This is a genomic window from Variovorax sp. 3319, from assembly GCF_031456585.1.
Lineage (GTDB): Bacteria > Pseudomonadota > Gammaproteobacteria > Burkholderiales > Burkholderiaceae_C > Variovorax > Variovorax paradoxus_P.
The window spans coordinates 310404-323209 of record NZ_JAVDUZ010000004.1 but is presented as its reverse complement, the minus strand read 5'-3'; the positions used below and the strand labels follow the sequence as shown (position 1 = coordinate 323209).

The 12806-nt window shown below is 67.4% G+C and carries 6 protein-coding genes; 1 reads left to right on the top strand and 5 read right to left on the bottom strand.

Annotation, left to right across the window (positions count from 1 at the left end; genetic code table 11):
- Nucleotides 1-42 precede the first annotated feature (42 nt).
- Nucleotides 43-813, top strand: a complete 771-nt coding sequence (locus tag J2X67_RS11030) for a hypothetical protein (RefSeq protein WP_309952976.1) — start codon at nucleotides 43-45, stop codon at nucleotides 811-813.
- Here the strand turns inward: J2X67_RS11030 and J2X67_RS11025 are convergent.
- From J2X67_RS11025 to J2X67_RS11005, 5 genes are all read right to left on the bottom strand, one after another.
- Nucleotides 810-6095, bottom strand: a complete 5286-nt coding sequence (locus J2X67_RS11025) for a filamentous hemagglutinin N-terminal domain-containing protein (protein WP_309952974.1) — start codon at nucleotides 6093-6095, stop codon at nucleotides 810-812. The genes J2X67_RS11030 and J2X67_RS11025 overlap by 4 nt on opposite strands.
- Nucleotides 6096-6106: 11 nt before the next feature.
- Nucleotides 6107-7819: a ShlB/FhaC/HecB family hemolysin secretion/activation protein gene (locus tag J2X67_RS11020; protein ID WP_309952972.1), complete on the bottom strand. Its 1713-nt coding sequence runs from the start codon at nucleotides 7817-7819 to the stop codon at nucleotides 6107-6109.
- A gap of 143 nt (nucleotides 7820-7962) precedes the next feature.
- Entirely contained in the window at nucleotides 7963-10107 is a 2145-nt protein-coding gene (locus J2X67_RS11015; protein ID WP_309952970.1) for a CHAT domain-containing protein, read from the bottom strand.
- Nucleotides 10108-10266: 159 nt separating this feature from the next.
- Nucleotides 10267-12453, bottom strand: coding sequence for a catalase HPII (gene katE, locus J2X67_RS11010; RefSeq protein ID WP_309952968.1), 2187 nt, complete (start codon nucleotides 12451-12453; stop codon nucleotides 10267-10269).
- Nucleotides 12450-12617 (bottom strand): hypothetical protein, encoded by a 168-nt coding sequence (locus tag J2X67_RS11005; RefSeq protein ID WP_309952966.1) that lies wholly within the window; start codon nucleotides 12615-12617, stop codon nucleotides 12450-12452. Before J2X67_RS11005 ends, katE begins: the two co-directional genes overlap by 4 nt.
- Nucleotides 12618-12806: the final 189 nt, after the last annotated feature.

Below are 12806 nucleotides of genomic sequence, written 5' to 3'. Positions count from 1 at the left end.
ACGGCTCTCGCCCCTCCATGCCCGCAGACAAGGAATTTTCCGATGCTCGACCCCGCCGCCTTGAAAGACATCCGCCCCTTCGTTGCAACGCCAAGCTACGGCGGCGCGCTGGCATCGATCTACGTGCGCAGCCTGCTCGGCCTTGTGAACCTCGCGTGGACGCACGGCTTCTCGATGCAGACGCGCTTCCTCGACGGCGACAGCCTGATTCCGCGCGCGCGCAACCGGCTGGTGGCCGAGTTCATGGCCGACACGCGGTGGACGCATCTGTTCTGGATCGATGCCGACATCGGCTTTGAGCCTGCTGCGGCGCTGCGGCTGCTATTGGCCGGTCGCGACGTGGTGGCCGGCGTCTATCCGCTCAAGGAAGACGGCTGGCCTGCCGAGGGCCTGCGCGAGGCCTTGCCCGCGGGCAGCACGCGCGCCGACTTCGAGGCGCGGCATGCGCGCTTTCCGGCCAACGCATGGGCCGGTGCGCATGAAGTCGATGCCGACGGTTTTGTGGAGGTGCTCGACGCGCCCACGGGCTTCATGCTCATTGCGCGCCCGGTGTTCGAGCGCCTGGCCGAGGCCATGCCCGACCTGCGCTACACGCCCGATCCGTCGCGCGACGCCGCGGCCAGCGCCTGGCCGCACTACCGTTTCTTCGACCTGCTGGCCGAGCCCGGCAACGGCCGCTACCTGAGCGAGGACTATGCGTTCTGCCGCCGGTGGCAGTCGCTGGGCGGCAAGGTCCATATCGATGCGCACTCCAACCTGGCGCACCAGGGCCTGCGCACCTACACGGGCCGCTTCGGCGACGCGGGCCTCTAGAAATCGGCGCAGCCGTTGCGCTTCTCGGTGTCGACGCAGCTCGTGAGGTTGGGCCGCGAGCGCACGCGCGACCATTCGCGCGCCAGCACATCGTTGCCCTGCGAAGCGCGGTCGCCTTCCAGCGGACCGGTCGCAAAGCAGATCGGCGGCGGGCCCATGTTGCGGTCGTACAGCCAGGTGGTCGGCAGCTCGCGGATCACATCGGGCTTGGGAATCTGCGGAAAGCCGCCGACCGTGAGCGTTCCCGGCACCACGTTGACCAGGTAGCCCTCGGCCGAGGTGAAGCTGCCGTTGATCGCGTAGGCGCCGGGAGGGCTCGCCGGCGTGGCCCCGGTGCCTACCGTGCCGCTGAAGCCGGCGCCGGTGTCGCCGAGGATCAGGCCCGTGATGCTCCATGTGAAGAGCGGATTGTTCAGGCCCGCGGGCCGCGATGCATTGCCGATCACAACTGTCGCGGTCGGCCGCTGCGCATAGATGAAATGGTTGTCGCCGGGCGACACGCTCACGCCGCACAGGCCCAGGTATGCGCAGTTGTACAGATTCGGCAGCAGGCCCGAACCGGCGACACCGCCGCGCGTTTCGCCGATCCAGGTGTCGGCCCACACGCGCCACGGCGCACCGCCCAGGCTGGCGCCGCCCACGTTCTGGAAGCGCGCCGCGGCCACCAGGTCAGCGCCCGACGTGCTGGTTACCGCCGTGCCGAGCTGCAGGTCGCCGCTCAGCGTGCGTACAAACACCGTGTCCGCCGCCATGGAGCCGGCCGACACCACTTGCGGTGCGTTGCCCGCCGCGTCGTAGCCGACGACCGACACCGCGCCGACGCGCAGCTCGTCCACGTCCTGGTAGCGGAACGCGCCGGCAGCCCCGCCGCCCAGCGTGTTCGCGCTCACGTTGTTGGCCGCCTGGTCGAGCAGCACGCTGCCGCCGCTGGAGCGGGCCAGCAGCGTGCCGGCCGCGATCGGCGCGGCCGCGGTCTGCGTGATGTTGCCGGCCGAGGCCAGGCCCACGCGTGCGGCCGTGATGGGCGCCTGCAGGGTGATGTTGCCTCCCCCTTCGTTCTGCAGCGTGACAGCGCCTGCGCCGAAGTTCAATGCGCTGATCACGTTGATGTCGGCCGCATGGGTATTGCTGCCGAACACCATCGTCGGTGCGCTCATGCGCGTCAGTTCCGTAGCCGATATTGCAAAGCCCGTGGCGGCCGCGCCGCCGACAGTAATGACGTTGCCGGTGCGGTCCACCGGTGTTGCGGCGTAGCCGAGCGGCGGGCCCGCCAGGTCGATGCCGCCGGGGCGCAGGTTGAGCACGCCGGCCGAGCTGACCTGGCTGCCGGTGCCGAGCACCAGCGCATCGCTCGCGCCGTCGTTGGAGGCACGCAGCACCACGTTGCCGCTCCCCGTGATTCGACCCGCCGGAATGAGCACTGTGATCGGCTGCTCGTTGGCAAAGCGAATGCCGGCGCCGCCTGCGTTTTGCGATTCGCCCGTCACGCTGATGTTGCCGCCGGCGGTGCTGGTGATGAGTGCGCGGTTGCCAATGAACACGCCGTCGCCGCCCGCAGGGCCGCCACTGGCCAGGCGCAGGCCGTTGATCTCGATGTTGCCGCTGCCGGTCTGCACCATTGGCAGGTTGCCCGCCGCAAAGCTGTTGCCGCCGATCACCACGCCATGGCCCGGCAGGGCCGCACTGTTGGGCGTGAAGCTGCCGATGCCGGTGATGCGCACGTTGCCCGTGGTCGTGTGAATGCCGTTGTCGACCGAGTTGCTGACCAGCCGCACACCGCTGTTGAGCGTGCTGCTGCCGAAGATGTCCACATTGCCGGTCGAGGTGACGATTCTGGCGTCGTTGATCAGCACGCCCGCATCGGTGGTGCCGGCACTCACCGGCGCCACGCTGCGCCCGGTGAGCGTCACGTTGCCGCCGCCTGCCGCGTCGCTGCCGCCGGTGTACACGCCGGGCGAGACGATCTGGTTGCCGCCGCGCGTGTCCACTACCACGCCCTGGGAAAGGGCCACGCTGCTGCCCAGATTCGAGTTGTTGGCCCAGGCGCCGGTCATGGTCACGTCACCGCCGTTGGAGTAGATCCGGCCGCTGTAGCTGACCTGTCCGCCGTCCGTGCCGTTGCTGCTGCTGCCGTTCACGTCGGCGGTGAACACCACGTTCAGCGGCCCGGCGCCCGCACCGTATGACGCAATGGTCGTGCCGGTGTTGGAACGCACACTGCGGTGGGCTTCCAGCGTGAAGGTGCGTTCGCCCGCACCCGTGTAGGTGATCTGGGCGTCGTTCATGAAGATGTCGCCCTGGTCGGCAGCGCCCCCGGTGCCCGTGGTGATCCTGACATCGGTCCCCGCATTGAGCGCATCGCTGATGGCCGTGTCGCGGATGACCGAATCCGCCAGCGGCACATATGGATTGCCGGGCAGCGAGGCCGAGCCCCCAAAGCTGTTGATCTCGACGTTGTACGGATCGATCAGCCACTTGCCCGCGGTGGCGCCGGATGCTTCGACCCGGATTGCGCCGATGTCGAATGCGCCGCCGGAGGTTTCGATGAAACCGCCGCTTCCGCCGGCCGCCCCGCCTTTGGCTTCGAAGCTGCCATAGGCCAGCAGGGTGTTGTCTCCCACCGCGCGAATGCTGCCGCCGTTGCCCGACGGGGACGATGCGTTGGCGGCAAGGGTCACGTTGTTGTCGATGCCCAGGATGCCGCTCGCGGCAACGCCGTCTGCGGCCACCCCCCGCAGGTTGATGTTGCCGCCCTGCGCTACGCCGCTCGCATCCAGGCGGGTGTAGCCGAAGCCTTCGCCGTTGTAGCCCTGCACCACCACATTGCGGGCCTGGATGTCGATGTTTCCGCCGGCGCCGGTGGTGCTTGCGGTGCTGATCAGCAGGCCGGGTTCCTCCGGCGTCGAATCGTTGCTGGACGCGCGGATATCGATGGCCCCGGTGCCGCCCTGCAAGGAAATGCGGCCGCCTGCGGCGACAAGGTCTCCCCCCTGCAGCGTGATCGACGATGCCGGCGAGAAATTCGAATCCACCGTGCCGTCCGCGTTGATCTGGAATGCCTGGCTGCCCGCCGTGCCCGTGATTGAAATTGACTTGCCTGCGCCGGCGGTGATCGGTGCGTACGACAGGTCGACGCCGGTTCCTTCGAAGTGGAACGATGCGCCTCCGGTAGCGGACGCCAGCGCGATGAACTGCGGGTCCTGGATGGCGCCAGAAATATCGGCACCGGTTCCGGTGATTGCCACGTTGCCGCCAGTCGCTACGCTGCTGGACCAGATCTGAACCCCCTCCGCGGCGCCCATGAGCGCGCCCACCGGATCGCCCGCGACCCAGCTGCGTCCGCTGCCGGCAATCGTCACGTCGCCCGAAGACGACTCGACCTTGCTGCCGTCGCCGATGGTGACGCCGTACACCAGGCGGTCGAGGCCGCTGCGGCCCTGCACGCCGATGGCGCCTGCGCCGGTGCGCAGCACGCTGCTGCGCACCCGCACGCCGTCCGTCGCATCCAGGTCGAGCGGATTGCCGGGCAGCCCGGTCTCGGTGTACTGCCAGCTCGAGCCCTCGCCCCGCATGCCGATGCTGCCGCCGCCGGCGCAACTGGCCTGTGCGGCGCCGCAAGTGGAGACGGTGCTTTCGTTGATCTCGATGCCTGCCGTGCGGCGTGTCGTGGGATCGGCGTCGACCGGAAACTCGCGAATCACGTCGCCCACCGCGCGGCCGTTGAGCGCATCGCTCTGGCCGTAGAAGCGGATGTCGCCGCCGTTGCTCTCGACGGTGGCATTGTTCAGCACGATCGATCCGCGCCGCGGAAACGGCTGGCCCTCGGGCGTAATCGCGTCCTGCCCGGCTGCACCTTCGGCATCGGCGTTGAAGTCGACGTTCAGCGCGCCGCTCTTCGACTGGATTGCCGAACCCGCGCGCATCTCGATGTTGCGATTCGAATTGACCGTAAGGCTGGCGTTGCCGCCCTCGGCCTTCACCACCTGTGCCTTGTTGTCGAACACAACGCCCCAGCCGCCAAAGTCGCCGATGTTGGCAGCGCGGCTGGTCAGGGTAACGTCGCCGCCCCGGTTCAGCGCGCCCGCAAGCACCTGGTCGTCGATGGTGCTGGTGCCGTCGACCTGCGGGTCGCTTCCGGCCACCTGCACCAGCACGTCGGCCTTCGATACGAACTGCACCTGCCCGTTGGTGGCACCGCCGGCGCTCAGCCTGGCGCCCTGCACGCGGAGCATGTCGCCCTCGATCCCGATTTTTCCGCCTGCGGCACCCGCTGCACCGGCCGACACGTCGAGCGTGCCGCCGACCGCCACCACGTTCGTCGCACCGCCGCTGCCGGTTCCTCCGAGCACGATTTCGCCGTTGCGGCTTTCGAGCGAGCGCGCCTGCAGCACCCCTTGCTGGTTGACCACCGTCGCGCCCGAGTTGGTGGAGCTCGCCATCATCACGATGCGCCCGCCATCGGCCGTGATGCGGCCGCTCAGCGCGCCTTCGGGTGCCTTGCCGTCCACGATGTTCTCGACCCGCGCGTTGTCGGCGGTGTTGGTGGTTGCTATACGGAATGTCGTGAGGCCATCTCCCACGGGGTCGATCACCACAACCTCATTGCCCGCCAGGAGGCCTACGCTGCCGCGCGCGACGTTGATCTCGCCGCGGTTGACCACGGCAGCGCCCACCAGCGCGATCACGCCGTTGCGCCCGTCCACACCGGTGGCGGTGAGCTTGGCGCCCGCTTCCACCGTCACCTCGCCAAGGCCGCTCGCCGGACCCGACAGGCTGAGTTCGCGCCCGCCGGCCATGAAACTCGCGTTGCGCGCGACTTCATCGGCGCCGGAGACATCCAGCGTGGAAGCCACCAGCCCGCCCACGTTGACCTGCGCCGTCGGCCCGAACAGTACGCCCGCGGGGTTGACGACGTACACGCGGCCGGGAGCCGTCAACAGCCCCGCAATCTCGGAACGCGGGCCGCCGTTCGCCACGCGGTTGAGCAGCACGCTGGACGCGCCCAGTTGCTGCTGGACATTGACCTGGTCCTTCGCGCCGATGGAAAAGCTTTGCCAGTTGATGATGGCCCGCAATGAAGACTGGTTGATGCCCAGCGCCATGCCGCCGCCAACCAGCGCGGTGGGCGAGCCCACCGAAACAGTGCCGCCGTTCGAAGGAAAGGTGGGGCCGGTCGGCACGATCTGCGCGCCGGCCGGCGCCAGGCCGATGCAGGCCAGCGAGAGCGCCAGCGGCCGCAGCCGGAGGCAGCGCTGCGCCGGGGAGGATTGACGATTCTTCATGCGGGCACTCCCTAGAAACTCTTTTGCGCCTGCACGTACAAGCGCGGATTGCGGCCGCCGCCATCGGTTTGCGCCGGCCGGGTGCCGTCGCGCCAGGCGAGCGTCGCGTTGATCGCAAAGTTGCCGGGGCGGGCCCAGGAAATGCCGATGCCGAAGCCGCGCAGGCTGTGGCGGTTGGCACCGGTGTCGAGCGGCGAGGGATTGCGCACGATCTTTCCGTGCGCGGCGTCGTAGAACACAAAGGGCGTGAGCTCCGAGTTGAGCGACCAGCGCCACTCGACGGTGCCGATGGCGCCTTCGTCCACCAGCAGTTCGCCCGACGGGTACGCCCGCACCGCACGCGCGCCGCCGAGCGAAAGCTTTTCGGATGCATCGAGGTTCTTGCTGGCCCATTGGCCGCCGAGCGCCACGTAGAGCGAATGGTTCGGCACGATGGCCTGCAGCCGCGAGACCTGGAAGCTCAGCTTGGTGTAGCCGCCCTCGGTGTGATGGCCCGCAACGCTCTGGTCGAACGCACGGCTTTGCTCGTCGCGAATAGAAAGGTCGCCGCGGTAGAGCGTGCCCGAGCTGGCCCAGTAGCCGCCGCCAAGCATCTCGTCGCGCCGCTCCCAGGCCCAGCCAAGGCCAAGGCCGTGCACGCGCTTCTTCGAGGCAAAGTCGACCGCATTCATCTCGTCGGTCAGGTCCTTCACTTCGGCGCTCAGGCGCAAGAACAGGTTCTGCTGGCGCTGGCGAATCAACGGATAGTTGAGCGAAAAATCGAGCACGTCGGCTTTGCCCTGCGCGCCAAGCTCGGCAAACTCGCCGCCGAGCTCGTAGTTGACGCGCGCAAGCCCTACCCCGGCGCGCAGGCCGCTGGTGCCGATGGGGGCCTCGTAGGCCACGCGGCCGAATTGCAGCGCGTTGCTGTTGGACACCATCGCACGCACGTCGAGGTTGTCGCCAATGCCGAAGGGACTGAGATAACGCGCGGTGCCGCCCACGCGAAAACGGCCCGATTCCTTGGTGCCGTGGTTGTCGGCCTCGGCGGTGAAGGCCCAGCGCGGCCCGGCGACAACTTCGACCGAAAGATCGGTGGTGCCGCTCTGCGTGCCTTCTTGCAGGCCGGACGAAACGCGAATGCCCGGCTGGTCGGACAGCAGCAGCATGGCGCGCTCGTAGCCGGGCGCGCTCACGGCCTCCCCGGGCTGCAGCGGCGCGAGGAAGCCACGCACGCGCGCCTCGCTGATGGGCGCATCGGCCGCAACCGTCACATCGACCTTGCCGAGCCGGCCTTCGATGACGCTGATTTCCACAACGCCGTCGCGCACGGTCTGCACGGGCACCACGGCCTGCGCGAGAAAGTAGCCATGCTCCTTGTAGCGAGCGGTGATGGCTTGCGCCAGGCTTTCGAGGTCGCCGAGCGTCACGTTGCGCCCGATGTAGGGTGCGGTAATGCTTTGCAGCTCTTCGTTGGACAGTGCCTTGACGCCGTTCAGGCGCAGATCATTGAGCCGGAACGAAGCGGCGGGCGCCTGGGGCGCGGCTGGCAGGTTTTGCGGCGCAACCGTGCCGCTGGCCTGGGCGAGCGGGCGGGCGCAGGTGCCGCAAGGGTCTTTGGTGGGAAGCAGCGCGTTGGCGTCTGCCTCCGCTGCGTGGGTGCGCTGGGCCGCTACGAGCAATGTAGCGCCCATCAAGGCGGAGACGGCGAAAGCGATTGGCGTAGAGCGTTGACGGGCGCGCATCTCAGTGCTCCACCGTGGATTGGTTGTGTTCTTGTTGGGGGTGCGGTTGTCTGTGACGCCGCTGTTCGGGGCGTGTGCAAAGGCCACCGGGTACTCCCCTCCGCGCAGCACAGCAAAACGACCTGGCAGTTCTTCTTTTCATGTCAGCTCCCCACCGTAAGACGCCAGTTGCCGATCAGGTTGAACGGCGCCCAGAAGAAGGGATGGGACATCTTTGGGTCTTTCAGCACGGCCAGCTGCCCCGCCTGCATGGCCTTCTGCAGATCGCGCCCCTTGGCGAGTTCGCCGTAGAGCGTGCCCATGAGAACGGCCGTTGCGTCGTCTGAAACGGGCCATAGCGAAGCGATCAGGCTCGAGCTTCCGGCTGAGAGAAAAGAGCGTGTGAAGCCCAGCACCTCGTCGCCCTGCGCAATGCGCCCGAGCCCCGATTCGCACGCGGACAGCGTGACCAGTGCCGTGCCGTCCATCGGTAGCGCGAGGATTTCGTGCGCTTCCAGAAAGTTCTGCTTGCCGCCCTCGTTGGCCAGCAGGATGCGCGAGTACAGCGGATCCACCGCATCGGCCTCTGCGTGGGCTGCAACGTGCATCAGCGGCGAACGTGCGGCCACGTCGCGGAACTGCGTCTTGGTGGCCGCCGCGCCCATGTACACCGTGTTGCGTGGGAACAGCTGCGCGAGCTGCTTCACTTCGATCTCGGCGCCGGGCAGGTCGTACCTGTCTTCGATGCGCGGATTGCCGAAGGCCGTGAGCGATGCGCTCACGCGCGGCGTGCGCTGCGCCAGCTGCACCGCAATGCTCATGGAAGGCGCCACGGCCACCGGGTGCGACTCGATCACGTAGCGGCCATTGAGCCGCAGCGCCTGGAACGGCAGGTAGTGCAGCGGACCGTGAGGCACGACGATCAGCCGCTGGCCGTCCGCCAGGCCCAGCGGGCCAAGCAGCGCGGCACCCAGCTTGTCGGCGTTGGCAATGGCAGCACGGCGGCCGCGCACGATGGAGTTGCGAAACACTTCCACAAGTTCGGTGAGCTCTTCGCGGCGCACCGCCACCGTCCTGGCCTCGATGCCGGCGGGGCTTACGACCCACACCACCAGGCGGTCGGGCAATGCGTGGAACTGCACCACGCGTTCGTCGGGCGCCAGGGTGCCTTGCAGCGTGGCCAGGTCGACGATGTGCGCAGCGCGTTCATTGATTTTTGCGCGGCCGCGTACCGCGTCGAGCAGCGCGCGCGAGCGGCTGCGCTCGCTGACTTCAAAAGCCTGGCGTGCATCGCCCGCGTCGCTGTAGATGGACACGCCGCGCTCGAACACCGATTGCAGGTCCGAGAAGAGGCCCATCTTGAACTCTTCGCTGCGGAATCTGGCGCGCACCTGGTCGACACCGCCCAGCGCACGTGCCACGGCTTCGGCCGCGGCCTGCTTCTGGCCGAGTGCGAGCTCGCTGCGCGCCACACCGTCCCAGGCCCAGAGGCGGTAGTACTCGGTGTCGGTGCCCACCTGCCGGGTGGTGAGCGCGCGGTACAGGTCGCGCGCCTCGGCGGGCTTGTTCTCGGCCAGCAGCAGCCGTGCGCGGGTGCGGTCGAGCTGTGCAGTAAGCGGTGCATCCTTGGGCGGGGGCATGCCGCCGAGCACCGAGCGCGCTCTTGCGGAATCGCCCGCCTCGATGAGCGCGTTGACGAGCGAAGCCTGCACCAGCGGGGCATAGCGCGCCGAGCTGTTGGCCAGCGCCTCGTCGTAGCTGATGACGGCGCCGGCGTAGTCGCCGCGGCGGGTGCGCACGTCGCCGATCACTTTTTGCACCGGGCCGACCACCAGCTTGGGGTCGCGCGCCTGGTGCTTGAGCGCCTCGCGTGCAAATTCCTCGGCCTTCTCGAGCTGGCCCGAATAGCTGTAGACGATGGCCAGGTCCCTGTTGGCCATGGCCATCAGGTTGGGGTCGCGCGTGGCGTTGGCCAGGTGCAGCGCCTTGCTGGCTGCGCGCACGCTTTGCCTGAACTCACCGGCCTCGGCCAGTGCAACCGCCTGGCTGCAGTACTGGTAGCCGGAGAGTTTGACCGCGTCTTGCCCGTAGAGCACCGCGCCCTCGCTGGTCAACGCCAGCAAGGTGTCTGTGTCGGCAAGGCGGGCCTGCTCGGCCTTGCTGGCCGCCGCCTCGGCGTTGGGCGCCTGCTGCTGCGCCAGGGCCAACGGCCCGTGCGCCAGCAGCAGAATGCCAGCCAGCCGGAGAGCACCCGCGACTCCTGCACGACGTGCCGAGCGCTCCCATCCCGTTCTCGAAAACCACGTCATTGGACCCCCGCGCGCGGCCCGTGTGCCCGCGGTTGCGGGGGTCGACGCCGCGGAAGTGCGCGCCGTTCAGGCCTCGTGGGGAAAGTCTAGGAGCGCCCTCTTGCGGCGGCTATTCGCAAGAAGGCCTAGCGCAAACGGACTACTTCGGCGCCTGCTGCTTCAGGCCGGAACCGATTCGATGTCGGCCCGGTCCCAGTGGCGGTGCCTGGCAATGGCCGCGATGAAGTCGAGCGCGATCTGCGTGGCCGCGGTGTTGTCACCCAGGTTGGTGACTGGCGTGGCCGCCACCACCACACCCGGAGGCAGGTCTCCAGGCTGCGCATCGGCGGCAATGCCGAGCTTCGACACCAATTGCACGCCCTCGCCCACGGTGCAGATGGCCTTGCAGTGCTTGTAGGCCTCGAGCACGAAGTGCACGGCGTCGCCGGTGGCCGCAAGGGCCGCTGCGCCCACGCTGCCGCCGGGCACCAGCACGGCATCGAACATGACCGACGGCGCGTTGGTAAAGGTCATGTCGACGTCGATCTGCCGTTTCGATGCGCTGGCAATGGTGCCCAGGCGCGGGCCGACCACCTTGCAGCGCGCACCGGCCTGCTCGAGCGCATCTCGGATCGGCTTGAGCGAGGCGGAGTCGATGCCATCGGACACCAGGATGGCGATCTTGCGCGTGCGGATCGAGCCGTCGCCGGTATCGGCCATGCTGAGCGCCGGAGACTCCGAAATGGGCAGCGTCATGCGGTGTTCGCGAAAACCGGCGCGGCCCGCAGCGGCCTTGGCATCGGGCGCACCAATACCGAGCGGCTCCGCCACGCGGCGCGCGAGCTTCTCGTCCACATGCGCCAGGTTGTCGACCATGCGCTGGCGGATGGCCGGCACATCGACCTTCGAGAGCTCGAAGCGAAAGCCCGCAACGATGTGCTCTTTCTCGGCCGCGCTCTGGCTGTTGAAGAACAGGCGCGCCTGCGTGAAGTGGTCGTCGAACGTGGGGCTGCGCCGCCTCACCTTGGGCGATTCCATCTCTTCGGGGTACGACTGGAAGCCGACGCTTCCGCCGTCGACCCGGAACTCCTTGCCGTCGCCCAGCGAGTTGGGCTCATAGGCCACCTGGCCGCGCGCAATGGTCTGGCGGTGCATGCCGTCGCGCTGGAAGTTGTGGAACGGGCACACGCTCTTGTTGATGGGCAGCTCGTGAAAGTTGGCGCCGCCCAGCCGCGAAATCTGCGTGTCGGTATAGGAGAACAGGCGCCCCTGCAGCAGCGGGTCGTTGCTGAAGTCGATACCCGGCACCACATGGCCGGGGTGGAAAGCGACCTGCTCGGTCTCCGCAAAAAAGTTGTCGGGATTGCGGTTGAGCACCAGCCGGCCGATGCGCTGCACGGGCACCATTTCTTCTGGTACCAGCTTGGTGGGGTCGAGCAGGTCGAAGCCTAGCGATTGTGCCTTGTCCTGCGCAATGAGCTGCACGCCGAGCTCCCATTCGGGAAAGTCGCCGTTCTCGATGGCTTCCCACAGGTCGCGCCGGTGAAAGTCCGGGTCCTTGCCGGCGATCTTCTGCGCCTCGTCCCACGCAAGGCCGTGGATGCCGAGCTTGGGCTTCCAGTGGAACTTGACGAAATGGCTCTCGCCGCGGTGGTTGACGAAGCGGAAGGTGTGTACGCCGAAGCCTTCCATCATCCGGTAGCTGCGCGGAATGGCGCGGTCCGACATGGCCCACATCAGCATGTGGGTGCTCTCGGGCATGAGCGAAGCAAAGTCCCAGAAGGTGTCGTGCGCGCTCGCGGCCTGCGGCATCGCGTGGTGCGGCTCGGGCTTGACGGCATGGATGAGGTCGGGAAACTTCATCGCGTCCTGGATGAAGAACACCGGGATGTTGTTGCCCACGAGGTCGTAGTTGCCTTCGCGGGTGTAGAACTTGACCGCGAAGCCGCGCACGTCGCGCACCGTATCGGCCGATCCGCGTTCGCCGGCCACCGTCGAGAAGCGCACGAAAACGGGCGTCTTCGCATCGGGGTCCTGCAGGAAGTCGGCAGAGGTGAACTGCGACATCGACTTGTAGACCTGGAAGAAACCGTGCGCCGCCGAGCCGCGGGCGTGCACCGCGCGCTCGGGAATGCGCTCGTGGTCGAAGTGCGTGATCTTCTCGCGCAGGATGAAGTCTTCGAGCAGCGTGGGCCCGCGCAGTCCTGCCTTGAGCGAGTTGTGGTTGTCGGGAATCTGAAGACCCTGGTTGGTCGTCAGATTGGGCGCATGATCGGTCGCGAAGCCTTCGAGTTGCTGCTGCTTTGCATTGGTGCCGTCCGTGGCCTTCGATCGGCGTCCGGCGGCGGCCTTGTTCTGTGGCGTCATCGAGGATCTTTCATGGGGGGGTCAATTTCGTTATCGAGAAAAAGGTCCAGCACGTTCACCAACGCAATCAGGCAGATGAAACCCGCCACTGCGGCCACCACCCAGAACAGGATTTCATCCCCCCAAGTACCGGTGAGTGAATCGAACAACGCAGAGATATCCATGATTCGCTCCAGCAGATCAGATTGAACAAGACGTGATGCTTGCGCTGCAGCCGGTAAGGGCGATAAGAGCCGATTTGAAGGCGTTGCGAGCGATTCGAAAGGTTATGTTTGCCGCAGTCTGTTACCCGTAGTGACGCCTCGCCCCCGCATGTGGGAGAGGTGATGCGCACAAGGTAGGAAGGCGCCGAC

Coding starts and splice junctions, on each gene's coding strand:
- J2X67_RS11025 (WP_309952974.1), bottom strand. CDS start 6,095: ATGAAGAATCGTCAATCCTCCCCGGCGCAGCGCTGCCTCCGGCTGCGG.
- katE (WP_309952968.1), bottom strand. CDS start 12,453: ATGACGCCACAGAACAAGGCCGCCGCCGGACGCCGATCGAAGGCCACG.
- J2X67_RS11005 (WP_309952966.1), bottom strand. CDS start 12,617: ATGGATATCTCTGCGTTGTTCGATTCACTCACCGGTACTTGGGGGGAT.
- J2X67_RS11030 (WP_309952976.1), top strand. CDS start 43: ATGCTCGACCCCGCCGCCTTGAAAGACATCCGCCCCTTCGTTGCAACG.
- J2X67_RS11015 (WP_309952970.1), bottom strand. CDS start 10,107: ATGACGTGGTTTTCGAGAACGGGATGGGAGCGCTCGGCACGTCGTGCA.
- J2X67_RS11020 (WP_309952972.1), bottom strand. CDS start 7,819: ATGCGCGCCCGTCAACGCTCTACGCCAATCGCTTTCGCCGTCTCCGCC.